This is a genomic window from Mycolicibacterium vinylchloridicum (assembly GCF_013404075.1).
GTDB lineage: Bacteria > Actinomycetota > Actinomycetes > Mycobacteriales > Mycobacteriaceae > Mycobacterium > Mycobacterium vinylchloridicum.
Map to the genome: position 1 here is coordinate 235,956 of NZ_JACBJQ010000001.1, position 23,309 is coordinate 259,264.

At 65.9% G+C, this 23,309-nt stretch carries 18 protein-coding genes and 1 pseudogene; 12 read left to right on the forward strand and 7 right to left on the reverse strand.

The features are described 5' to 3' along the window. Positions 1–19 precede the first annotated feature (19 nt). Entirely contained in the window at positions 20–682 is a 663-nt protein-coding gene (gene thiE, locus HPC46_RS01225; protein WP_179466380.1) for a thiamine phosphate synthase, read from the forward strand. Here thiE and HPC46_RS01230 read toward each other — a convergent pair. Further along, entirely contained in the window at positions 675–1,256 is a 582-nt protein-coding gene (locus HPC46_RS01230) for an NUDIX hydrolase (protein ID WP_050950495.1), read from the reverse strand. The genes thiE and HPC46_RS01230 overlap by 8 nt on opposite strands. Before the next feature lie 152 nt (positions 1,257–1,408). On the opposite strand from HPC46_RS01230, the gene glnX reads away from it, so the two are divergent. Genes glnX through HPC46_RS01245 form a run of 3 tightly spaced genes read left to right on the forward strand, consistent with a single transcriptional unit; the run spans position 1,409 to position 5,942 of the window. After that, the gene (gene glnX, locus HPC46_RS01235; RefSeq protein ID WP_179466381.1) at positions 1,409–2,728 is read left to right on the forward strand and encodes a protein kinase G-activating protein GlnX; all 1,320 of its coding nucleotides are present in this window, start codon (positions 1,409–1,411) and stop codon (positions 2,726–2,728) included. Beyond that, positions 2,725–3,693 (forward strand): glutamate ABC transporter substrate-binding protein, encoded by a 969-nt coding sequence (locus HPC46_RS01240; protein WP_179466382.1) that lies wholly within the window; start codon positions 2,725–2,727, stop codon positions 3,691–3,693. The genes glnX and HPC46_RS01240 overlap by 4 nt, the downstream gene beginning before the upstream one ends. Next, complete coding sequence (locus tag HPC46_RS01245) at positions 3,693–5,942, forward strand: serine/threonine-protein kinase PknG (protein ID WP_179466383.1); 2,250 nt, start codon at positions 3,693–3,695, stop codon at positions 5,940–5,942. The genes HPC46_RS01240 and HPC46_RS01245 overlap by 1 nt, the downstream gene beginning before the upstream one ends. Positions 5,943–6,031: 89 nt before the next feature. Here HPC46_RS01245 and HPC46_RS01250 read toward each other — a convergent pair. The 3 genes and pseudogenes from HPC46_RS01250 to HPC46_RS01260 all read right to left on the reverse strand — a co-directional run bounded on the left by HPC46_RS01250 (position 6,032) and on the right by HPC46_RS01260 (position 7,793). Next, positions 6,032–6,892: pseudogene (locus HPC46_RS01250) on the reverse strand (endonuclease domain-containing protein). Positions 6,893–7,029: 137 nt separating this feature from the next. Further along, on the reverse strand, positions 7,030–7,461 hold the full coding sequence (locus HPC46_RS01255; protein WP_179466384.1) for an SRPBCC family protein: 432 nt from the start codon (positions 7,459–7,461) through the stop codon (positions 7,030–7,032). Then, complete coding sequence (locus HPC46_RS01260; protein WP_179466385.1) at positions 7,458–7,793, reverse strand: ArsR/SmtB family transcription factor; 336 nt, start codon at positions 7,791–7,793, stop codon at positions 7,458–7,460. The genes HPC46_RS01255 and HPC46_RS01260 overlap by 4 nt, the downstream gene beginning before the upstream one ends. 81 nt (positions 7,794–7,874) lie before the next feature. Here HPC46_RS01260 and HPC46_RS01265 point away from each other — a divergent pair, with 81 nt between their 5' ends. The 3 genes from HPC46_RS01265 (at position 7,875) to HPC46_RS01275 (ending at position 11,275) form a co-directional block, all read left to right on the forward strand. Beyond that, on the forward strand, positions 7,875–8,618 hold the full coding sequence (locus tag HPC46_RS01265) for a DUF899 domain-containing protein (RefSeq protein WP_179466386.1): 744 nt from the start codon (positions 7,875–7,877) through the stop codon (positions 8,616–8,618). A 111-nt stretch (positions 8,619–8,729) separates the two neighbouring features. Next, a complete protein-coding gene (locus tag HPC46_RS01270) occupies positions 8,730–9,923 on the forward strand; it encodes a lipase family protein (protein WP_179466387.1) in 1,194 nt (397 codons plus the stop codon). Beyond that, on the forward strand, positions 9,920–11,275 hold the full coding sequence (locus HPC46_RS01275; protein WP_325096528.1) for an alpha/beta hydrolase: 1,356 nt from the start codon (positions 9,920–9,922) through the stop codon (positions 11,273–11,275). The genes HPC46_RS01270 and HPC46_RS01275 overlap by 4 nt, the downstream gene beginning before the upstream one ends. A 15-nt stretch (positions 11,276–11,290) precedes the next feature. On the opposite strand, the gene HPC46_RS01280 is transcribed toward HPC46_RS01275, so the two are convergent. Both HPC46_RS01280 and pta read right to left on the reverse strand, forming a co-directional pair. Beyond that, positions 11,291–12,478 (reverse strand): acetate kinase, encoded by a 1,188-nt coding sequence (locus HPC46_RS01280; RefSeq protein ID WP_179466389.1) that lies wholly within the window; start codon positions 12,476–12,478, stop codon positions 11,291–11,293. Then, positions 12,478–14,547: a phosphate acetyltransferase gene (gene pta / locus HPC46_RS01285; protein WP_179466390.1), complete on the reverse strand. Its 2,070-nt coding sequence runs from the start codon at positions 14,545–14,547 to the stop codon at positions 12,478–12,480. Before pta ends, HPC46_RS01280 begins: the two co-directional genes overlap by 1 nt. Positions 14,548–14,844: 297 nt before the next feature. Between pta and HPC46_RS01290 the strand changes: the two genes are divergently transcribed. From HPC46_RS01290 to HPC46_RS01305, 4 genes are read left to right on the forward strand one after another with little or no spacing between them, the layout of a single operon-like run. Further along, positions 14,845–16,371, forward strand: a complete 1,527-nt coding sequence (locus HPC46_RS01290) for a hypothetical protein (protein WP_179466391.1) — start codon at positions 14,845–14,847, stop codon at positions 16,369–16,371. Beyond that, positions 16,368–17,777: a glycosyltransferase family 2 protein gene (locus HPC46_RS01295; protein WP_325096529.1), complete on the forward strand. Its 1,410-nt coding sequence runs from the start codon at positions 16,368–16,370 to the stop codon at positions 17,775–17,777. Before HPC46_RS01290 ends, HPC46_RS01295 begins: the two co-directional genes overlap by 4 nt. Positions 17,778–17,784: 7 nt before the next feature. Next, a complete protein-coding gene (locus HPC46_RS01300) occupies positions 17,785–19,785 on the forward strand; it encodes a hypothetical protein (protein ID WP_179466392.1) in 2,001 nt (666 codons plus the stop codon). After that, positions 19,772–21,487, forward strand: coding sequence for a hypothetical protein (locus HPC46_RS01305; RefSeq protein ID WP_325096530.1), 1,716 nt, complete (start codon positions 19,772–19,774; stop codon positions 21,485–21,487). Before HPC46_RS01300 ends, HPC46_RS01305 begins: the two co-directional genes overlap by 14 nt. Here the strand turns inward: HPC46_RS01305 and fgd are convergent. Beyond that, positions 21,484–22,494, reverse strand: coding sequence for a glucose-6-phosphate dehydrogenase (coenzyme-F420) (fgd, locus tag HPC46_RS01310; protein ID WP_179466393.1), 1,011 nt, complete (start codon positions 22,492–22,494; stop codon positions 21,484–21,486). The two genes, HPC46_RS01305 and fgd, sit on opposite strands and share 4 nt — an antisense overlap. Positions 22,495–22,558: 64 nt before the next feature. On the opposite strand from fgd, the gene HPC46_RS01315 reads away from it, so the two are divergent. Further along, the gene (locus tag HPC46_RS01315) at positions 22,559–23,293 is read left to right on the forward strand and encodes an MBL fold metallo-hydrolase (protein WP_179466394.1); all 735 of its coding nucleotides are present in this window, start codon (positions 22,559–22,561) and stop codon (positions 23,291–23,293) included. The last annotated feature ends 16 nt before the right edge of the window (positions 23,294–23,309 follow it).

Sequence of the window (23,309 nt, forward strand, 5' to 3'; positions counted from 1 at the left end):
TAGCCGCTACCGTCGCGGTGTGCACGAACCTCACACCAGGCTCGCGACCGCACGGCTCTACCTCTGCACCGATGCCCGCCGCGAGCGCGGTGAACTGGCCGAATTCGCCGACGCGGCGCTGGCCGGTGGCGTCGACCTCATTCAGCTGCGGGACAAGGGCTCCCCCGGCGAGCAACAGTTCGGCCCGCTGGAGGCGCGCGGTGAGCTTCAGGCACTGGAGATCCTGGCGGATGCGGCCGGCCGGCACGGCGCGCTGCTGGCCGTCAACGACCGCGCCGATATCGCCCGCGCGGCCGGCGCCGACGTCCTGCATCTGGGCCAGGATGACCTGCCGCTGGAGGTGGCGCGCGACATCGTCGGCGACGCAACCGTGATCGGCCGATCCACACACGCGATCGGTGAGGCCGCCCGGGCGCTGACCGAGGACGTCGACTACTTCTGCGTCGGCCCGTGCTGGCCGACGCCGACCAAGCCGGGTCGTCCCGCCCCTGGCCTCGACCTGGTGCGCGAGGTGGCTGCGCTGCAGCCCGACAAGCCGTGGTTCGCGATCGGCGGGATCGACGAGGAGCGACTGCCCGAGGTACTGGCTGCCGGCGCAACGCGAATCGTGGTGGTGCGTGCGATCACCGCGGCTGACGATCCACAGGCCGCCGCCGCGAGGTTGCGTGCGGCGCTCAGCTGACTTCCGCGGCGGCCGACGTGCACCACGCAAAGACCCCCGAGGAGATCTCGACGGTGTGCGGCACCGGCTGCCGGCATGCGTCATGATCGTGCGCGCTCAGCGTCGTCGTGATGCGCAGCCGTTCCCAGCTGGCGGCGAAGCCCGGATGCAGTGGCAGCTCGACCACCTCGTCCTCGGCCACCCAGCGCAGCTCGGAGCTCTCCCGGTTGGCCACGGTGGTGAGCAATTCGGGGGCGTCGGCGACGACCGTGGTGTAGCTCCAGTGCGAACCGCTGGCGCCGAAGACCTCCGCGGTCACGACCGTCGCGCGAACCTGCACATGCTCGGCGAGCAGCCCCGCCTCCTCGTGAGCCTCGCGAACCGCGGCCTGTTCGGGAGTTTCGTGGCTGTCCCGCGCGCCGCCGGGCAGTGCCCAGGTGCCGCCCTGATGACTCCAGGGGGCGCGGTGCTGCAGCAGAACTGCGGGGGTTCCGTCGGCGCGGGGTGCCCGCAACAACAGTCCGGCGGCGCCGTGCACTCCCCAGTAGTGGGTGCCGGTATCGGACACCACCCAGCCGTCGCCATCCCCACGCACGCGTTCAGGATAAGCGCGCCACGCCGGAGTAGGTCGGTCGATCCCACCCCATCCTCAACCAGACCTCTTAGGATTGTCTCAGGAAGCGACACCGGGTATCCCGGTACGGACAACAGTGGATCGGTGGCAACAGGGAATGAGGTCCGCGAGCGGTGACCGTTGAGCTGGCACACCCGTCGACCGAGCCGTTGGGGCAACGGACGCCGATCGTGCCCGCTCACCCGCGCTGGTGGTTCCTGCGAACCACGCCGGGGCGGATCCTGACCCTCGGCCTGATCCTTGCCACGCTGGGGATCCTGTCCGCGTTCGCCACCTCCACCACGATCACCAATCGGCAGACGCAGCTGACCACCGTCCTCAACCACACCGAACCGCTGTCGTTCGCCGCCGGCCAGCTGTACACCACGCTGTCGGTGGCCGACGCCGCCGCGGCCACCGCGTTCATCGCCGGCTCGGAGCCACGTGCCGTACGGCAGCGTTATGAACAGGCGATCACCGACGCGGCCGTCGCGGTCACCCGGGCATCCAGCGGGCTCACCGACGAACCCCTGGTGCAGCTGCTGGGCCGGATCAACGCACAGCTGGCCGTCTACACCGGCCTGATCGAGACGGCGCGGACCAACAACCGGATGGGCAACCCGGTCGGTTCGTCCTACCTCTCGGAGGCCTCCGCGCTGATGCAGCAGCAGATCCTGCCCGACGCGCAGCGGCTCTACGAGCAGACGTCGGCGCGGGTTGACGCGGAGACGACGGCCTCCACCCGGATCCCTGCGCCGGTGATCGCGGTGGTCGCGGTGACCCTGCTGTTCGGGGCGTTCGGACATCGATGGCTGGCCGACCGAACCAAACGCCGGATCAATGTCGGCCTGATCATCGGCGGCCTGGCCATCGTCGTGATGGTCATCTGGGTGGGCTCGGCGCTGATCATTTCCACCGCCGGGAGCCGGGCCGCCAAGGACACCGCGGCCGAGTCGTTGAAAACGGTGACTAACCTGGCGATCACCGCCCAGCAGGCCCGCGCCGACGAGACGCTGTCGCTGATCCGCCGGGGCGACGAAGACCTCCGGAAGCGGTCCTACTACCAACGCGTTGAAGCCATGCACACTCAGCTCGCCGACTATCTGGCCCGCAATGACGCCATCGCCAAAGGCGAGCTGGCGAACGCCGACCAGCTGCTGACCAAGTGGCGCCAAGCCGACGAGCGCATCAACGCCTACATCTCGGTCGGCAACTACCAGGCCGCCACCCAGGTGGCGCTGGGCACCGGCGAGGACGATTCGACGCCGGCGTTCGACAAACTCGACGACGCGCTGTCCCTCGGTATCCGGGAGAGCCGCAACCAACTCCGCAACGACATCCTGTCGGCGCGCCGGGTGCTGTCGGGCACGACCGTCGGCGGTGTGGTGCTTTCGGTCGGCGCGGCGTTGGCGGTGGCGCTCGGGCTGTGGCCGAGGTTGAGTGAGTACAGATGACAGTTCGTCGGCTGCTGTGCCTCGTGATCGCCGCGGCGATCACCCTGTCCGGCTGCGGCAAAACCGAATACATCGGCGCGCCCCCGGTGCCGACGCTGGCGCCGCCGACTCCGGCCGGCATGAAGGAACTGCCTCCCGAGCCCCCACAGCCGCCGGATCCGACCGAGAACAACTGCGATCGCACCGCCAGCCTGAAGCCGTTCGGAACCAAGGCCGAGGCCGACGCGGCAGTGGCAGGCATCCGCGGCCGGGGCCGGCTGATCGTCGGCCTCGACGTCGGGAGCAACCTGTTCTCGTTCCGCGACCCGATCACCGGCGAGATCACCGGTTTCGACGTCGACATCGCCGGTGAGGTGGCCCGCGATATCTTCGGCACCCCGTCGGCCGTCGAATACCGCATTCTGTCATCGGCCGACCGGATCACGGCCCTGCAGAACAACACCGTCGACATCGTCGTCAAGACCATGACGATCACGTGCGAGCGTCGTAAGCAGGTGAACTTCTCCACCGCGTATTTCATGGCCTACCAACGCATCCTGGCCCCGCGAGAGTCGGCGATCTCGCAGGCCTCCGACCTGTCCGGGCGCCGGGTGTGCGTCGCCAGCGGAACCACGTCCCTGGACCGGGTGCGTCAGATCGCGCCGTCGCCGATCATCGTGACGGTGGTGAGTTGGGCGGACTGCCTGGTCGCCCTGCAGCAGCGTGAGGTCGACGCGGTCAGCACCGACGATTCCATCCTGGCGGGCCTGGTGGCCCAGGATCCCTATTTGCACATCATCGGACCGAACATGGCTCAGGAGCCGTACGGGATCGGAATCAACCTGGCCAACACCGGTCTGGTCCGGTTCGTCAACGGCACCCTGGAACGCATTCGCCGCGACGGCACGTGGAACACGTTGTACCGCAAGTGGTTGACAGTGCTGGGGCCGGCGCCGGCCCCGCCGACGCCAAGGTACGTGGACTGATGGCTACCCCGGAAGAGCCTGACGTCGGCACGCAGCCGGCGACATTGGACGACCTCGTCGTCGATTCGATGTCGACGATGCGGCCGATGGCCACCCAGGCGATCTTCCGGCCGAATTTCGACGACGACGATGACGAATCGGTCGGCAGCGTGGGCACCGAGCCCGAAGCCATGCATCATCCGACCGTCGCCCGAAAGCTTTCGCCGACCCGACGGCTTGGCGGCGGACTTGTGGAGATCCCCCGCTTTCCGGAGATCGATCCGCTGACGGCGTTGATGGTCGATCCCGTTGTCGCCGAGTCGAAACGGTTCTGCTGGAACTGCGGACGGCCGGTGGGCCGCTCGACCAAGGACGGCGAGGCCTCCTCCGAGGGCTGGTGCCCGCATTGCGGCAGCGCGTATTCTTTTGTGCCACAACTTGTTCCCGGCGACATGGTGGCCGATCAGTACGAGATCAAGGGGTGCGTGGCGCACGGCGGACTGGGCTGGGTGTACCTGGCCGTCGACCACAACGTCAACGAACGTCCGGTGGTGCTCAAAGGCCTGGTGCATTCCGGTGACGCCGAGGCGCAGGCGATCGCGATGGCCGAGCGGCAGTTTCTCGCGGAGGTCGTTCACCCGTCGATCGTGAAGATCTTCAATTTCGTCGAGCACCCCGATAAGCACGGTGAGCCGGTCGGTTACATCGTGATGGAGTACGTCGGCGGTAAGTCCCTCAAAATGCCCAAGGGCGAGAAGCTTCCGGTGTCGGAGGCGATCGCCTACGTGCTGGAGATCCTGCCTGCACTGGGTTATCTGCATTCGATCGGCTTGTGCTACAACGACCTCAAGCCAGAGAACGTGATGGTGACCGAGGAGCAGCTCAAGCTGATCGATCTCGGCGCGGTGTCGCGGATCAACTCGTTCGGCTACCTGTACGGCACGCCCGGCTACCAGGCGCCCGAGATCGTGCGCACCGGCCCGACCGTCGCCAGTGACATCTACACGGTGGGGCGCACCCTGGCCGCATTGACCCTGGATCTGCGAACCCGCAAGGGCCGCTATGTCGATGGCCTGCCCGACGACGACCCGGTGCTGCTGAAATACGATTCGTTCGCGCGGCTGCTGCGACGCGCCATCGATCCCGACCCGCGCCGCCGGTTCGCCAGCGCCGAGGAGATGTCCGCGCAGTTGCTCGGTGTGCTGCGCGAGGTGGTCGCCGAGGACACCGGTGTGCCGCGTCCCGGCTTGTCAAATGTGTTCACCCGAACCCGTGCGGCATTCGGGGTGGAGCTGCTGGTGGCGCACACCGACGTCTACCTCGACGGGCTGGCCCACGCCGAGAAGCTGACTGCCGCCGAAATCGTTACCGCACTGCCCGTTCCGCTGGTGGATCCCACCGATATCGCCGCAACCGTCCTCTCGTCGACCGTGCTCTCGCAGCCCGTCCAAACGCTGGACTCGCTGCGCGCCGCCCGCCACGGCGTGCTGGACGCCGAGGGCGTGGATCTGACCGAGTCGATCGAGCTGCCGCTGATGGAAGTGCGCGCGCTGCTTGACCTCGGCGACGTCGCCAAGGCCAACCGCAAGCTCGACGAACTGGCTGAGCGCGTCGGCTGGCGTTGGCGGCTGATTTGGTTCAAGGCGGTCTCCGAGGTATTGACCGGCGATTACGACTCGGCGACAAAGCATTTCACTGAGGTACTGGATATCTTCCCTGGTGAGTTGGCGCCGAAGCTGGCATTGGCGGCCACCGCCGAGCTGGCGGCAACGTCCGACGAGCTGCCGTTCTATCGGACCGTCTGGCATACCGACAACAACTCGATTTCGGCGGCTTTCGGTCTGGCTCGGGCGCAGTCGGTGGAGGGTGATCGTGCGGCAGCGGTCAACACACTCGACGAAGTCCCGGCGTCGTCACGGCATTTCACCACTGCGCGGCTGACCAGCGCGGTGACGCTGCTGTCCGGGCGGTCGGCACACGAGCTCACCGAAGAGCAGATCCGCGATGCCGCACGCCGGGTCGAGGCACTGCCGGATTCCGAGCCACGGGTGCTGCAGATCCGCGCGCTGGTGCTGGGCACCGCGATGGACTGGATGTCCGAGAATTCGGCCAGCACAAATCACATCCTCGGCTTCCCGTTCACCGAACATGGCCTGCGCCTTGGCGTCGAGGCATCGCTGCGCAGCCTGGCCCGGGTGGCTACCAGTCAAGCGCACCGGTACGCGCTGGTCGACATGGCCAATAACGTACGGCCCACCAGCACGTTCTAGCGGATCGGCCCTACCACCAAAGCGCCGACGTCGGCTGCTCGTCCAGTTCGGCATCCACCACGCCGGCTAGCTTGGGATCGACTGTGCGCCTAGCGCATAGTCGATTCGCGCTTGGCGATCGCGCCTCGCGCCCTGCGCAAAATGTCCGCCGGGTGATCCTCCTTCACGACTCGCAACAGGTGCCAGCCGAGGTCTTCGACCAAGTCCCAACGTCAGATATCGCGTAGGTACTGTCGACGGTCCGTCCGGTGGTGGTCGCCGTCGTATTCGACGCCGACCATCAACTCCGGCCAGCCCATATCCAGATATGCAACGACGAGACCGTCATCGGCATACACCGGCACCTGCGTCTGCGGTCTTGGCAGGCCACCACGAATCAGGACCAGTCGCAGGTAAGACTCCTGCGGTGACTCCGCTCCGCGGTCGACGAGTTCCAACACGGATTCCAGATTGCGCAGACCGCGGGCACCAGGGTGGCCCGCGGCAACGGCCTGCACATCCTCGACGCTGAACCTCGTGGCCCTGGCAAGGGCATCGAGCCGGGCGACGGCAGACGATACGCTGCCGCGCCGACCCAGGTCGAAGGCCGTTCTGGCCGGGGTCGTCACGTGTCGGCCTTCGATCAACTGCGCCTCGTCGCTGTGCAATTGGACCCGTCGGGTTATCACGCCCCTCGGTGGCCGCGAGTTGGCGTGGAACAACTCAACGGGTGTATCGTCCGAAATCCATTTCGTGCCATGCACAGCCGCAGCAGCGAGCCCGGCGATGGTGGCCTGGCCGTGAGACCACAGCCACGCGGCAGCGATCCGGTCCTGAAGCGGCGCTTGGCTGTCCCGGGTTACGTAGACGTCAGGAAGTACGGCGCGATACCGGGTACGTAACTGATGCCGGTTCAGCAGGCCTTGCGCGAGCGCCTCACTGCCGACGAAGGGCTGGCCACAGTCCCACACCGCTGCAGGTTGCCACGTGATCCGGCACCGTGCGTTCGGCTATCCACAGCTGGGCGTCATCGACTGTGCACTCACGGCGCCGAGTGTGTACCTACGGCGCCGATCCGCAGAAAATCCCGCCCTGCGTACACACTCGACTAGCCGAATCGCGCTGCGAGTTGGCCGAAGGTGACGATCCAACCGGTGTGGAAGGACTCGAATTCACTTGGCGGCAGCAGGGAATGCTCGATCGACATCAACGTCTGACCCTCACCTGCCGACTCGAACGTCACATTGACGATGCTGGCCTGTGTCGGGTCTTCCCAGTTGGAGTTGCTCCAGGTGAACCTCAGCAGATCCGGACGCTCGATGGCCAGGAATTGCCCGCTGATGAGCACCCGCGTGCCGGAATCTTCGACGTCGAATCGCACGGTGCCGCCGACCCGGGCTTCGACGGCGACATCGACAACCTGCACCGGATGCGGACACATCCACTCCTTCAGTGATTCTGGGTCGAGCCATTCGTCGAACACCTCTGCCGGCGTAGCAGGCATGACGCGCTGGACGAGAACGGTCACCGTCTGGCTCATCGGCCCTTTCCCTTCTTGCTGCGCAGTCGGGCCGCCAGCGCATCGGCACGTACCGACCAGAATCGAGTCTGTTCGTCGATCCAATGCTGTGCCTCACCAAGCCCTTCCGGCCGCAGCGACACCCAATGTTCGCGGCCGCGCACCTCACGCTGGATGAGCCCGGCCGATTCCAGCACTCCGATATGGCGCGACACTCCGGCGAACGTCATCGGCAGTGGTGCGGCCAGGTCGGTGATCCGCGCGTCGCCGCCGCGCAGCGTTTCGATCAGATGTCGACGGGTCGGATCAGCCAACGCGGCGTAGGCACGATCCAGAACCTGATCTTCAACCATCTTGTTGACTATAGACGGCCCGCCTGGTTCCCTGGAGTCAAATATTCAACTCATTTGTTGAATGACTCGGAAGGAGCACCAATGAATACGCCCGACATCGTCTCGGCAGACGAGTGGGACACTGCCCGCCGGCAACTGCTCGTCAAGGAGAAAGAGCTGACCCGGGCCCGCGACGCAATGGCCGCGCTGCGCCGGCGAATGCCCTGGACGCCGGTCGACAAGACCTATGAGTTCGACGGCCCGGACGGCACGGTGAACCTGCTCGACCTGTTCGACGGCCGGCGCCAGCTCATTGTCTACCGCGCCTTCCTGGACCCCGGCGTGCATGGCTGGCCCGACCACGGTTGCGTCGGATGTTCATTGATGGCCGACCACATCGGCAATCTTGCGCACCTCAACGCCCGTGACACCACGCTGGTGTACGCCTCACGCGGACCACAGGTCGACATTCAGCGGATCAAGGCCGGCATGGGCTGGGACATCCCCTGGTACACGATGCTGCCGCACCCCGGCAGCGCCTTCGACGTCGACTTCGGCGTCGACCAGTGGCACGGCACCAACGCCTTCGTCCGCGACGGCGACCAGATCTATCGCACCTACTTCATCGACAGTCGCGGCGACGAGATCTTCGTCAACACATGGCATTTCCTCGACATGACCGCACTGGGGCGCCAAGAGGTCTGGGAGGACTCACCGGACGGCTATCCCCAGAGCAAGCCCTACGAGTGGTGGAGTTGGCACGACAACTACCCCGAGCACACACCGTCGCGCTGGTTCGGGGATCCCGACCCCGACGATCCCCACGATCCGCGGCCGCCGCGCTGATCGCCCCTATCGGCCACTGACGCGTCGCAAAGCCCCGGTGCAACAGTCCTGTAGTGACTAGCATCCAACTTTGTGCGACGAATGCCCGCCGCGAAAGCAGTCTCGATAGTGATGATCGTCGCCCTGATCAGCGTCGGCTGCAGTGGTCGCCCGGATCGGCCCCCGGTGAAAGAGGACGGTCCGTCGGAGAACTACGGCGATGTGATCGCCAGCGATGCGGCAACCGATCTCGATCCGTCGCTGCAATCGGCCGTCGGGTGGGCTCAGCGCTTCACCTACGCGTCCCGATCGGGGATCAATGACAGCACCACCCACGTCACGGGAATCCTGTTAGCGCCCAAGGGCAGCCCCCCGCAAGGAGGGTGGCGGATCGTCGCGTTCGGACATGCCGCGACGGGGACCCAGCCCGGCTGTGGACCCTCGACATCACCTCTGCTCGATTCGCCTGCCGTTCTGCAGCAGCTGCTGCAGGCGGGCTATCCGGTGGTGATGTCGGATTACCAGGCATTGGGCAGCCTGGACAAGATCCAGGATCGACCGGGTCGGGACATCTATCATCCCTACCTCGACTCGACGACAGTCGGCTACAACCTGATCGATTCGGTTCGCGCCGCCCGTCAGCTGATCGAGCGAGCTGTCACCCCGGCCTCCACCTCCTTTCTCGCGCTGGGCATCGGCCAGGGCGGCCAGGCCGCGTGGGCGGCCAACGAGCTGATGGCCAATCAGGGCCAGAATCTGACGCTGCTGGGATCCGTCGCGATTTCGCCTGCAGCCGACATCACCGGGCTGGCCGACCTGGCCGAGGCCGGCACTCTCAACCCTCAACAACAACTCGCGCTCCAAGCATTTCTCGCCGGCGTGAAGAATTCCTACTTCGACGATTTCAACCTCGACGACTACCGCGGCGGAATCGTCGCGCAGCAATGGGACGCGCTGCTGGCCTGTGACGCGGCCGGCGCTGCCGAGCGGGCAACGATCGCCGGTCAGATCACGCCCGACGACCTGCGTCCCCACTCTCCCGCGGCGGCGGCGACCCTGCGCGGCTTCTTGAAGAAGAGCAGCCTTCCGCAGGGGCCCGCCCAGGCTCCGATGCTGGTGATCTACGGGGACAACGATCCGCTGGTTCCGGCGGCGTGGACCGATGCCGCGCTCGACCGCGCCTGCAAGATGGGCGATGTCATCACCATCCGGCGCCTGCCGGGTGATGCGCCGGACCAGCTCGACATGCCCGAAGCGCTGGACTGGATGAACCAACGGGTCAATTCCGTTCCAGCGCCCAATGATTGCGTAGGCCGTCCATCGTGAACTTGACGCATGGCTGGCTATTGATCGCAATCCAGATCCTCGCGGCGGCAGCTTTGCTGGTGGCCGTCGGGCGCAGATCGTCACGTTGGCTGCGAATCTGGCTCCCTGTCGCGGCCATTTTCGGTGGCGCTTGTGCGGCGTTGACGTTCTGGTTCATCGAATATCAGGGGTTGTCTCAGGATCCGGCCCCAGCGATGTTCTGGGTGTGGATCGTCGGCTTCGGGGCCGCCGTCGTCGTCCTGGCCGCCGGCTGGCCGGGCACCGGATGGACACGCAGAAGTTCGGCGCTGGTTGCCGTTCCACTGTGTCTGCTGTGTACGGCATTGGCGGTCAACGTCTGGGTCGGTTACTTCCCCACGGTGCAGTCGGCCTGGGAACGGCTCAGCGGGACCGAACCGCCGCGCTGGATCGACCAGGAGACCCTGGCCGACATGCAGCGGCGCGGAGTCAGGCCGACCGAAGGTGTTGTGGTCAAGGTGACGACTCCCGATGCGGCATCGGGGTTTTCCCACCGGCAGGAATATGTGTACCTGCCACCGGCATGGTTCGCGACCTCGCCGCCGCCCGCTCTGCCGGCCGTGATGATGTTCGGCGGGGAATTCGGCCGCCCCGACGACTGGCTCCGTTCGGCCGATGCGCTCGTGACTCTCGACGACTTCACCGCACGGCACCACGGAAACGCCCCGGTGATGGTCTTTCCCGACGTCGGTGGAACATTCAGCAATGACACCGAGTGTGTCAACGGCACCCGCGGGAATGCCGCAGATCATCTAGTCAAAGACGTTGTGCCGTTCGTGATCTCGACCTTCGGCGTGAGCCCCGAGCCGGAGAACTGGGGGGTGGCCGGGTGGTCGTCGGGTGGCACGTGTGCCCTGATGCTGGGCGTGCTGTACCCCGAGGTGTTCAGCGCGATCGTCGACATCGACGGGCAGCTGGGACCCAATGCCGGGACCCGGGAGCAGACCATCGCGCGACTGTTCGGCGGCGACGTCGCGGCATGGGAAGCCTTTGATCCCAAATCCGCGATAGTCCGCCACGGCCCGTACACCGGCATGTCCGCATGGTTCGCCGTGTCATCGGACACGTCCGCCGAGTACCGGCCCGGCGTGCACTCCGGCGCTCCCCCGACGCCCCCGTCCGACTGGGATACCAATTCAGAGGACCACGCCGACATCGCCCATACCCTGTGTTCGCTGGTGAGCAACTACGGCATCGAATGTGCGGTCGTGAATACCCACGCATCCCACGATTTCCAAGGGGCCGGTTACGCGTTCGCCGATGCCTTGCCATGGCTGGCCGGCAAAATCGGCACACCGGGCGTACATCCGATCCCGATGCCCGGTGCCACATAGCGTGCAGCTACGGACCTAGACCACTGTCAGGCAGGCCTGCGCGATCGCCAGTTCCTCGTTCGTCGGGATCACCAGCACTGTCGTCGGTGATTTGTCCGCCGAGATCCGTCGTGCTCCCCTGGCCGGGCTGTCGTTGAGGTGCTCGTCGATTTCGATGCCCAGCGGCGCAAGGCCGCTCAGCGCATCGCGGCGCACGCGCGCGTCGTTCTCGCCCACACCGGCAGTGAAGGTCACCACATCGGTGTGTCCGAGAATGGCCAAGTAGGCACCGATGTACTTCCGCAGCCGGTGGATGTACACGTCGTAGGCCAATTGCGCCGCCTCGTCACCCGACTCGATCCGCCGGTGCAGGACGCGGAAGTCGATCTCGCCACCCAGACCGTACATTCCGGAGTGCCGGTTGAGCATGGTCTCGATCGCCTCGACATCCATATTGGCGGTGCGCCAGAGGTATACGAGGACGCCAGGGTCGACGTCGCCGCTGCGGGTACCCATCACCAGGCCCTCCATCGGGGTGAGGCCCATCGAAGTGTCGACCGGGCGCCCGCCGGCGATCGCCGACGCCGAGGCGCCGTTGCCCAGATGAAGCACAATCTGGTTCAGCGATTCGATTGGGGCGCCGAGGAACTGGGCAGCGTGCTGACTCACATACTGATGCGAGGTGCCATGAAACCCGTACCGGCGAATCTGCCACCGACTGGCCAGATCTCGATCGATCGCGTAGGTCGCCGCCGCCGCGGGCAGATTGTGGAAGAAAGCGGTGTCGAATACCGCGACGTGCGGCAGATCGGGCAGGACCCGACACGCTACCTCGATACCCAGCACCGCAGCCGGATTGTGCAGCGGCGCCAGTGGTGCGAGCTCCCGCAGTTTGGCGATCAGCGCATCGTCGACGATCGTGGGCCGGTAGAGGTCTTCGCCGCCGTGGACCACCCGGTGGCCGACGGCGACCAGTCCCATGTCATTCAGATCCTGGCCGGCCTCGGCGAACAAGTCGAACGCCACCCGGAGGGCAGCCTCGTGGTCGGCGATCCGGCCTTCCCGCCGGATCTCGCGAGCACCGGACTGCAGCGTCGCAACCGAGGTCTCCTCGCCAATGCGCTCGACAATCCCGTGCGCGAGCGATGTGGCGGTATCAGGCACCAGCAGTTGATACTTCAGCGACGACGATCCGGAATTGAGTACCAGGACGGTATCGGTCATCACATCGCCTGAGCCTGGATCGCGGTGATCGCGACGGTATTGACGATGTCCTCCACGAGCGCCCCGCGGGACAGGTCGTTGACGGGCTTGTTGAGGCCCTGTAGCACCGGGCCGATCGCGATGGCGCCGGCGCTGCGCTGCACGGCCTTGTAGGTGTTGTTGCCGGTGTTGAGATCCGGGAAGATCAGCACGGTTGCGCGGCCGGCCACCGCAGAGCCCGGCATCTTGGCCGCGGCGACGGTCGGGTCGACGGCGGCGTCGTACTGGATCGGCCCTTCCACCAACAGTTCTGGCGCTCTTTCGCGCACTAAATCAGTTGCGGTCCGCACCTTTTCGACCCCGCTGCCGCTGCCCGAGGTACCCGTCGAGTAGGACAGCATCGCAACCCGGGGATCGATGCCGAACTGTGCGGCGGTCCGCGCAGAGCTGATGGCGATGTCCGCCAGTTCTTCGGCGGTCGGGTCGGGCACGATCGCGCAGTCGCCGTAGGCCAGAACGCGATCGGCCAGGCACATCAGGAAGATGCTGGACACCGTCGACACGTCGGGTCGGGTCTTGATGATCTCGAATGCCGGCCGCACCGTGTGCGCCGTGGTGTGCGCGGCACCGGACACCATGCCGTCGACAATGCCGTTGTGCACCAACATTGTTCCGAAATACGACACGTCGTGCATGATCTCACGTGCCTGCTCCAGCGTCACGCCCTTCTTCTTGCGAAGCTCGGCATACTGGGCGGCGAACTTGTCGCAGAGCTCGCTTGTACCCGGGTTCAGCACAGTTGCCTTGCTCAGGTCAACACTCAGTTCGGCTGCGCGGGAACGGACTTGTTCCTCCTCGCCCAGAATCGTCAGATCGGCGACGCCGCGGAGCAACAACCGACCCGCCGCATGCAGGATACGGTCGTCGTCGCCCTCGGGCAGGACGATCCGCTTGCGGTCGGCCCGTGCCCGCTCCATCAGCTGAAAGGTGAACATCTGCGGTGTGGTCACCGTCGGGATCGGCAGACTGAGCCGGTTCTGCAAGTCGTCGATGTCGACGTAGCGCTCCATCAGCGATATCGCGGTGTCGACCTTGCGGTGTGCGGCCGCGGTGACCCGTCCCCTGGTGCCCGCGACCGCGCTGGCCGTCTCGAACGTGCCGAGGTCGGTGGCGATGATCGGCAGCCGCAGGCCCAGCCCGGTCACCAATTCTGCGATCGATCGGTGCAGCGGCAGCCCGCCGTTGAGGATGACCGCCGACAGCGACGGGAAGCCTTTTGCGGCATGGGCGCTGGTGACGGCCAGCACCACGTCGGAGCGGTCACCCGGCGTGATGACGGCGACGCCCTCGGTCAGTCGTTCCAGACAGTGCTCGGCCGTCATGCCTGCCACCAGGATTCCCATCACTTCGCGGCCGAGCAACGAGGAGTCACCGTGCACCAGCACACCGTCGACGGCATGGCTCAGATCCCCGACGGTCGGTGCTACCAGGAGCGGCTCCTCGGGGATGACGTAGACGCGCGGCCCGAGGTCCGCGCAGGCCTGCGCCACCGCGTGGAGCTCGGCCGGATCGGCGCGGTTGGCCACGACGGCGGCGGTGTGGGCGTGCTGAGCGGCCAGCTCCACCAGGCACAGCTCGACGACCTCGGCGACCTCCCTCGGGGTACGGTCGCGCGCACGCACCGACAGGACCACCGGCGCACCGAGGTTCGCCGCGATGCGGGCGTTGACGCTCAGCTCGGTGGGCGTAGCAACGTCGGTGTAGTCCGATCCGACGATCACGACCGCATCGCAGCGCGCGGCGACTTCGTGATAGCGATCGACGATGTCGGCGATCGCGCCATCGGGATCAGCGTGCAATCGCTGATATGTCACCCCGACGCACTCTTCGTATGTCAGGCCGGCATTACTGTGCGCCAGCAACAACTCCAGGATGTAGTCGCGGTTCTCCCGACGGGTGATCGGCCGGAACACCCCCGCCCTAGGCACCATCGCGGTCAGCCGGTGCAGAATCCCGAGCGCGACGGTGGACTTACCGGTGTCACCCTCGGGCGACGCGATGTAGATCGACGTGGTGCGGGCGGCGGTCACCCCAACAGCTTTCCGTAACCGCTGACGTCGCGTCAGCCGGATACCTCATCGACGCCTCGCTCACACCCGGCCGTTTCGGAACGTTCAGCGAAATTACTCAGGAGTCAATTAAGACCCATTCACAGACATGCAGATATGGCAAATTACGAAAAATGCGCCGAGGGCTGCAAAAACGGCGGCGGATTTGTATGCTTTGCGAGGCGATTGGTGCATTGAGCACGCCGACTGGAGTTCGGACGCGCTGCACTCAAATTCTGCCAGGGGATTGCGCAAACTCTTCGGGGCGAAGGAAGCGGTGTGATTAATCACGCAGATCTCACTGGCGGTCGCGTAGCCCACGACGCTGTCCGACACCACCTGTCGGACGATCCCGAGACAGCGCCGATTTCCGCAACCGCCGTCGCGCCCGCCGCTGCGCGCCGGGGTACGGGCTTGTCCTACGTCGTCACTCGCCGGGAACTGTGGGCACGGATCGTCTTGGTTCTCGCCCTGGCGGCGATCGCCTACGTCGTGCCCGCCGTCAACGGGTTCAGCGATGCCGCTGCCGGCTCACTGAGCGCGTACACACTGATGCTGCCGCTGCTGGCCGCACTCGTCGTCGCCGGCTACACCCGCCCACCGCGCGGTGTCTCCGACGCCGAGACGGACTGGATCGTGGCGATCCTGGTGTGCGGTGGCGGCTTCCTCGCGATATCGCTTTTCACGCAGCGGCTGCCCACCCTGGCGGCACTGTGGCGGGTGGACAACCTTCGCCCCGCCCTGTGGGCCGCTGGAGCCGCCATGGTGGTTTTCTCCGTACGCCACGTCATCCGGATGTGGACGGTGTGGGCCTACGTGGTGTTGACCGCCCCCGTCATGACCTACCTGCTGCTGACGGCGCAGCTGGGCGGGTCCGACGAGGACGCGGCGTTCGTCGCGGCCGCGTTCGGCGCGGTGGCCGTCTACTTCTCGGCACGGGTCGCCAGCTGGCGCTGGCGGCTGCTGGCGACCGGGCTGAACTTCGCCGTGGCAGTCGCGCTGGTTCCGCTCACCGGCTATCTCACCGACAGCCTCCTGGCGCGGATGATGGTCATCGCCGGGGTGCTGCCGCTGCTCACGATATTCGTCGTGCACCACGCCGCCCACGTCACCGGCACGCAGCGATTCCCGCAGCTGCGAACTCACTTCCCACACCGGCGGGGCTGGTCGTATCCGACCCTCATCGTCATCTCGCTCGCACTGCTGTCGACATCGCTGCACGCTCCCAAGGCTCCGGATGTGCCCATCGCTCACGGTAATTGGACGACCCAGCTGGGCCTGCGGCCGGTGGAGCGGTTCGGCTTCATCTCCCGCTTCGTCGGACCGGGAAGTACGCTGACGCGCTACCAGCTGCCGCCCGGACGGGAAGTGAACGGACTGGCCATCGACGTGATCTCAGCGCCCAGCCTGGCCCGGCTGCGCGACTACTCGTCGGCGATCTGGTATCCGTCACCGGCCCCGACCAACTATCGACCGGTTTCATTGTCCGCGCCCGTGTCCGCGGTGTCCCTGCAGAGCGGCGGGGCCAGCATCACGCGGCCGAACCAGTCCAGCGATTGGTACCTGTTGACGTGGATCTGGGAGGTGCCCAACGGATATCAGCGGGTGACGATCATCATGGATCAGGGTGTCGTCCCTGGCCAACCACCCTCGCCGCGCCCCCTCACGCTGCGCAACTCACTGATCGATCCGTTGTTCTGGCTGGCCCGCCAGCAGCCGGATCCCACTGACTCGGTGCCGCCCCCGGTGCTCGCCGCGACCAACGCTGTCGCCGGCCAGATCCTCACCGCGGGGGCCCCACAGTGACCACCGCCGAACGACTACTGCCCGCGCACCTTTCGGCCCGTACCGCCCTGGGGCCAAGGTCGATCCTGATCGCGGCCGCGCTGTTGAGTCCGGTTGTCGCCCTGGTGATCATGTTCCCGTCGGTGACGATCGCGGTGGTGACGGCAATCGTTGCCGCGCTGTACCTCTGGTCGACCATCGACCGCGCTTACCTGATGCTCAGCGGTTTACGCAGCCCGCCATTGATCAGGATCACCGACGAAGAGGCGCGTGCGATCCCCGACGACGAGCTCCCGTACTACACCGTGCTCATGCCCGTCTACGACGAGCCCGCGATCGTCACCAACCTGGTGAAGGGTGTCGGCAGGCTCGAGTATCCCGCCGACCGGCTCGAGTTGCTTCTGCTCATCGAAGAGGACGACCCCGCGACACGTCAAGCGCTGGCTGGTTTTTCGGTTCCAGGCCTGCGCGTGGTCATCGTTCCGCACAGCCTGCCCAAGACCAAACCCAAGGCATGCAACTACGGGATGTCCCTGCCGGACCTGCGTGGCGAATACGTTACGATCTACGACGCGGAGGACATTCCCGAGCCCCTGCAACTGCGCCGTGCGGTGGTCGCGTTCCGCCGCGCCGCCAGCGATATCGGCTGTCTGCAAGGTCGACTCGGCTACTTCAACGAAACGCAGAATCTGCTCACCCGCTGGTTCTCACTCGAGTACGACCAGTGGTTCGGTGTGGTGCTGCCCGCGGTCGAACGCGCCCGCTGCGTCGTCCCACTCGGCGGAACAAGCAACCACATTCCGACCCGCGTGTGGTTCGAAGTGGGCGGTTGGGACGAGTTCAACGTGACCGAGGACGCCGACCTCGGCGTCCGTCTGGCGAGGCACGGGTACCGCACGCAGATCCTCGACTCGCTCACCCTCGAGGAAGCCAATTCCAATGTCGTGAACTGGGTCCGGCAGCGATCCAGATGGTACAAGGGCTATCTCCAGACGATGATCGTCCACCTCCGCAGGCCGCTGCAGCTGCGCCGGGAGATCGGCACCAAGGCAACGCTGCGGCTGATCAACATGACCGGCGGCATCCCGATCGCCAACCTGCTCAACCTGGTGTTCGGTGGGCTGGTGGTGGCATGGATAGCCGGGCGGCCCGACTTCGTCAACGTCTTCTTCCCGCCGTTCACCTACTACGTCAGCCTTGTGCTGTTCCTGATCGGCACACCGTTCTCGATGTACACCGGGTTCCTGTTGGCCCAGGCGATCGGCAAACCGCACCACTGGTGGCCCGCGCTCCTGGCGCCGGGCTACTGGGTCCTTCAGGCAGTCGCATCGATGAAGGCTGTGTACCAGTTGATCTTCCGGCCGTTCTTCTGGGAGAAGACCGTCCACGGTTTGAGCACCATGCCCCACTCGGGCGTCAGGCATTGAGGACTCCATGAAACTCCGCTACACCCCGATCGTGCTGTTGGCGCTGTGCGCACTGACCGCGCCGCTCATCGCGCCGGCCATCGCCGAACCCGACCCGTCGACCGAGCCCGCCCCTGCCGACCCGGCCGCTGCCGAGATCCCCGCGGCCGAGCCTCCCGCGATCGAGGTCGCGGCCCAGACTCCCGTCGATCCCGCCGTCGAGCGGCCTCCCGTCAGCTGGCGGCAACTGGGACTCGCCGACAAGATCGTGCTGGTCGGATCGACCATGCCCAACGAGGTCGAAATGCCCTTGCCACCTGAGATGTCCGGGTCTGTGGTGACCGGCCAGATCGGTTCGGTGGTCAATGTCGCGAGCGGACGAGTCGACGTGGCCGACTCCCGCGGGATCGTGCTCGGCGAGATTCTCATCCCGGCAGGCACATCCGTCGCACCGTTTGCGATCGACACCTCGCAGGCGTTGGTCACCAACGGCACCGTGAAGCTGAGCTTCGTATTGCGCGACGACAACCCGCCCGGCAACAGCTGCGCGGTGCCGCCGTCGGTGACCTTGAGCCAACTGGCAACGACGTTCGTTGGCCAATCACCGGCACCGACCGCCGTCTCGGATTTCCGGCCCGGCTATCTGTCCCGGTTCGTACTGTGGGTCGGCCCCAATGCGCCCAAGGACGTCCAGCAGGCGGCCCTGTCCCTGGACGCCAAACTCAGTTCGCTGTATCGGCCCATGCCGGTGCGTGTCGATATCGACACTGCCGAGCAGGCCACGCCGGTGGATCCCACCGACAGCCGCCTGATCGAGATTCGCCGAGATCCGAAACCAGGTCTCACAGTCCGCGACCCGGGCACCCCGGACGCCGCGCTGGTGATCTCCGGCCAGGACAACACCCTGCAGAACCAGGTCGCACTGTTCACCGATCGCCGAATCGACCTGGCCCAGAGTGGCGCTGCGACAGTCAACACGGTCATCGACTCGATGGAGCCGTCCACCAACATCCTCACGTTCGGTCAGCTCGGCATGACGCAGCAGACGTCGGTACTCGGCACCGCGACGCTGTACACGGCCTTCGACGCCACCGCGTTCGGTGTGGGGGCCATCCAGGGCGCGCAACTACACCTGATCGCCCGCTACACCCCGATCGCCGCCGGCAGCGGATCGGTCGTGTTGCGCAGCGGTTCGACCCAACTCGCGTCGCACACCCTGGATTCGTCGGGCCATCTGGATATCAGCGCCGATATCCCTGCTGATGTGATCTCTTCACAAACCGGTCTGGCCCTTGACATTCAGTACGCGCCGAAGCAGGACTGTGCCCCGCTCAGCGATCGGCTGACCTTTGCCCTCGACCCCGCTTCGACGGTCTCGGTGACACCGGGCACCGGGAATCGTGGCGGATTCCCCGCGCTCCCGATGGCGTTTACCCCGGAGTTCAGCGTCGCACTCGGCGATGCCGAGTCGATTCGTTATGCGGCGCAGGCGATCAACCTGATGGGACAGAGCACCGACACCCCGCTGCGTCCGGTGGTCCGCACGCTGACCGACTCGGTGAAGTCGGGCTCGGCACTCCTTGTCGTCGCCGACCCGCAGCAGCTGTCGCGCTCGGGCCTCAAGGCGCCGGTCACACCCGGTGAGACGAATTCGGTCACCATCAACGGCGACCCGGTCACCGCGGTGAATCTCGACGGACCGCTCGGCGTGATCCAGGCGTTCACCGACAACAATCGCCCGGTGCTGGCGATCAGCAGCAGCACCGACTGGTCGCTGGTCGACCGAAGCTTCGATTACGTTCGGGCACAAGACAATCGATGGTCCTCACTGTCCGGTGACGTCATTGCCACCGGCGCCAAGAACGTCACTGTGCCGCTCACCGTCCGTGAGGGCGGCCCGATGGCCCCGCGACCCGTCGCGAGCCCGGCTTGGCGCTGGTGGATATGGCTCACGGCGGGAGTGTGCGGCGTCGCTGTGCTCGCCGTAGTTGGACTCCTCCTGTACCGGCGACGCCGTGGCAGCACCTGAGCTCACCCGTTGGGTGCCGACCAGGGTGGACAACGCCCCGGTAGGCCGCCAACCGAGCCCCGTCCCCGGGATAGCGCTCTTTCTCGTCTGCTCGGCGGTGTACTTCGCGGTCGGCGCCGTAATGATACTGCGCTACAACTACTTCGATCCTGACGGACCCAGCCGGCTCGCCAACGCCGGCTACGCCATCATGAGCCGGGATCCGCACGTGTCGGCGATCGGTTTCGTCTGGAATCCGCTGCCCAGCCTCTCCGAGATTCCTCTGCTTCCCCTGGCCCGATGGTGGCCGGAATTGAAAACCGCCGGCTTGGCATCGGTCATACAGAGCTCGCTGTTCATGGCCGCCGCGGTCGTGATGGTGCGCCGGATCGCCGGCGATCGTGGTCTGCCCACCGGATGGCGGTGGGTCGCGACGATCGCACTGGCTGCCAATCCCGTGATCGTCATCTACGGTGCCTCCGGCATGAGCGAGGCCGCCGAGATCTTCTGCACGCTGTGGGCGGCCCGGAACTTGCTTCTCTGGGTCAATTCCCGAGATGTCGGCCACCTGGCGTGGGTCGGGATCGCGTTGGCCGTCGGATACCTCGCCCGCTACGAGTTCGCGTTCAGTGCCGCCGCCACGGCAGCTCTCGTCGCGTTGATCACCCTCGCCGACCGCGCCTACTCCGACCGCCGGATGCTCTGGCAGCGAACCGCTCTGAACATTCTGATCGTAGGTTTCCCGATCGGTGTTGCCTTCACGTCCTGGGCGTTGGTCGGCTGGATCACCACCGGCGATCTCTTTGCCACCCTGTCCTCGACATACGGCAATGCCGGCCAGATCGCGACAGCGGCTCTGCGCGGCATGACCACCGACAAGTCGGGTAACAACGAACCATTCGTCATTGCGGCGCGGTTGCTGGCCATGCAGCCGGTGAGCGGGATCGCCGTCGCCCTTGCCTGTTGGCTGGCGGCCAAGAACCGACGGGTGGATCCGCTTGTGCCGGTGGCGATCTTCGGCTCCGTACTCGCGTTTGCCGTGTGGGGGCAGTTCACCGGCACCACCTTCGGCTGGTTCCGCTTTTACATTCTCGCGATACCCATGGTCATCGTCATCGCCATGTGCTGCTGGGCGCCCGCTCGGGATCACGGTAGGCACAGCGAAAAGCCCGGCTCCGCAGTCAAGTTCGGCGCAGCGCTACTGAGTGCATCGCTACTCGTCTTCCCGGTGACCGCCACGGCGATGCTCAACCCCGACATCGGCAACCAGCACCTGCAGTTCGGCTGGCGGTCGATCCTCGATCCGCAACGCTACCCACCCGCCGAGCAGTGGTACCGACGGCTGCGCACCGACGATCGCTTGATCGCCGACTACCTGGACGCCAAACACCTCCCCGATGGCTCGGTGTTGATGGACACCTTCGCCGGCTGGGGCATCTGGCTGTACTCCGACGACCCAAAGCAGTTCGTCGTGACCAGCGACTACGATTTCGCAGCCGCACTCAGCCGGCCGTGGGACAACCACATTCGCTACATCCTGGTGAGCAATCCTGCGCTCAACGATGCGCCGGACGCGGTGAACCTGCATTGGCCGACGCTGTGGGCAGATGGCGCCGGATTCGGCCGACTGGTATTCGCCGCAGTCGGCGCTACCGGCCAAATCCGTTGGCGCATCTACGAGGTGACGGGATCGCCCCAACCCCGGCGGCAGCCGCAGCCCTAGCCGAGCTTGCGCAGGCGCGGTTCGAGATCCTTCTTGAACAGCTCGAGGAACCGGCGCTGATCTTGGCGCGGGTCGTGGAACACCAAGTGGTTCAAGCCCCAGTCGACGTAATCTTTGACCTTCGCGACGGCCTCGTCGGGATCTGATGCCACGATCCAGCGCTTGGCCACCTGTTCGATCGGCAGCGCATCGGCGGCCTTCTCCATCTCGATCGGGTCGTCGATGCTGTGCTTCTGCTCGGCGGTCAGCGACAACGGCGCCCAGAAGCGCGTGTTCTCCAGTGCGAGCTTCGGATCCGGGTCGTAGGAGATCTTGATCTCGATCATCCGGTCGATGTCGTCTGGGTTCTTCCCGGCGGCCTCGGCACCCTCGCGCATGGCCGGAATGAGCTTGTCCTTGTACAGCTCCTCACCCTTGCCGGAGGTGCAGATGAAGCCGTCGCCCGCCCGGCCGGCGTACTTGGCCACCTGCGGTCCGCCCGCGGCAATGTAGATCGGAATACCACCCTCGGGCACGTCGTAGATCGAGGCGCCCTTGGTCTTGTAGTACTCGCCCTCGAAATCGACCCGGTCGCCCAGCCACAGTTCGCGCATCAACCGCACCGACTCGCGCAGCCGGGCGTAGCGCTCCTTGAATTCCGGCCACTCGCCCTCGTATCCGGTGGCGATCTCATTGAGCGCTTCGCCCGTACCGATGCCGAGGAAGATGCGGTCCGGATACAGGCACCCCATGGTCGCAAAGGCCTGTGCGATGACGGCCGGGTTGTAGCGGAAGGTGGGGGTCAGTACCGACGTGCCCAAGACCAGCCGCTTGGTGCGCTCACCCACTGCCGTCATCCACGCAAGCGAGAACGGCGCGTGGCCACCCTCGTGACGCCACGGCTGGAAGTGGTCACTGACCGTCGCGCTGTCCATCCCGTGCGCCTCGGCGAGCACCGCCAGTTCAACCAACTCACGCGGTGCGAACTGTTCCGCCGACGCCTTGTATCCCAGTTTGAGTTCAGCCACGCTCTCGTTTCTACTCCCCTCCGGCGCAGTGTGGTCAGCCGGAGTCTCGTTTTAAACTCGCGGCATGGCCGTGACCCTCACTGCGATCACCGACCACGTCCACATGGCACAAACCCCGCTGGTCAACTGGACCGTCGTCACTGACGACGCCGGCGTCATGCTTATCGACGCCGGTTTCCCCGGCCAACGTGATGACGTCCTATTGTCGCTGCGGGAGCTCGGCTTCGGACCGTCCGACGTCACCGCGATCCTGTTGACGCATGCCCACGTCGACCACTTCGGCTCGGCCATCTGGTTCGCCGAGCAGCACGGCACTCCGGTCTATTGCCACGCCGACGAGGTAGGCCACGCCAAGCGCGAATACATCCAGCAGGCCTCACCGGTTGACCTGATGTTGCACGCCTGGCGACCGCGCTGGGTGAAGTGGTCGCTGGACATCGTCGGCAAGGGTGCGCTGGTGCACGCGGGCATCCCGACGGCCGGCGCCCTCACCGAGGACGTCGCCGAGCGCTTGCCCGGCCGGCCGCTGGCCGTTCCGACCCCGGGGCACACCGGCGGCCACTGCTCCTACCTCGTCGACGGAGTGCTGGTCAGCGGCGACGCCCTGGTCACCGGCCATCCGCTGGCCTCGCGAGAGGGCCCGCAGTTACTGCACGGCGTCTTCAACCACGACGAGCAAGGTTGCGTGCGGAGTCTGTCGGCGCTGGCGATGCTGGAAACCGATGTGCTGATTCCCGGGCATGGAGACCTATGGGTCGGGCCGATCCGCGAGGCCGCGCGTCAGGCCACGCCACGCTGAGTCGCGAATTCGACTG

Coding starts and splice junctions, on each gene's coding strand:
- HPC46_RS01240 (WP_179466382.1), top strand. CDS start 2,725: ATGACAGTTCGTCGGCTGCTGTGCCTCGTGATCGCCGCGGCGATCACC.
- HPC46_RS01245 (WP_179466383.1), top strand. CDS start 3,693: ATGGCTACCCCGGAAGAGCCTGACGTCGGCACGCAGCCGGCGACATTG.
- HPC46_RS01255 (WP_179466384.1), bottom strand. CDS start 7,461: ATGAGCCAGACGGTGACCGTTCTCGTCCAGCGCGTCATGCCTGCTACG.
- HPC46_RS01260 (WP_179466385.1), bottom strand. CDS start 7,793: ATGGTTGAAGATCAGGTTCTGGATCGTGCCTACGCCGCGTTGGCTGAT.
- HPC46_RS01265 (WP_179466386.1), top strand. CDS start 7,875: ATGAATACGCCCGACATCGTCTCGGCAGACGAGTGGGACACTGCCCGC.
- HPC46_RS01270 (WP_179466387.1), top strand. CDS start 8,730: ATGATCGTCGCCCTGATCAGCGTCGGCTGCAGTGGTCGCCCGGATCGG.
- HPC46_RS01280 (WP_179466389.1), bottom strand. CDS start 12,478: ATGACCGATACCGTCCTGGTACTCAATTCCGGATCGTCGTCGCTGAAG.
- HPC46_RS01300 (WP_179466392.1), top strand. CDS start 17,785: ATGAAACTCCGCTACACCCCGATCGTGCTGTTGGCGCTGTGCGCACTG.
- HPC46_RS01315 (WP_179466394.1), top strand. CDS start 22,559: ATGGCCGTGACCCTCACTGCGATCACCGACCACGTCCACATGGCACAA.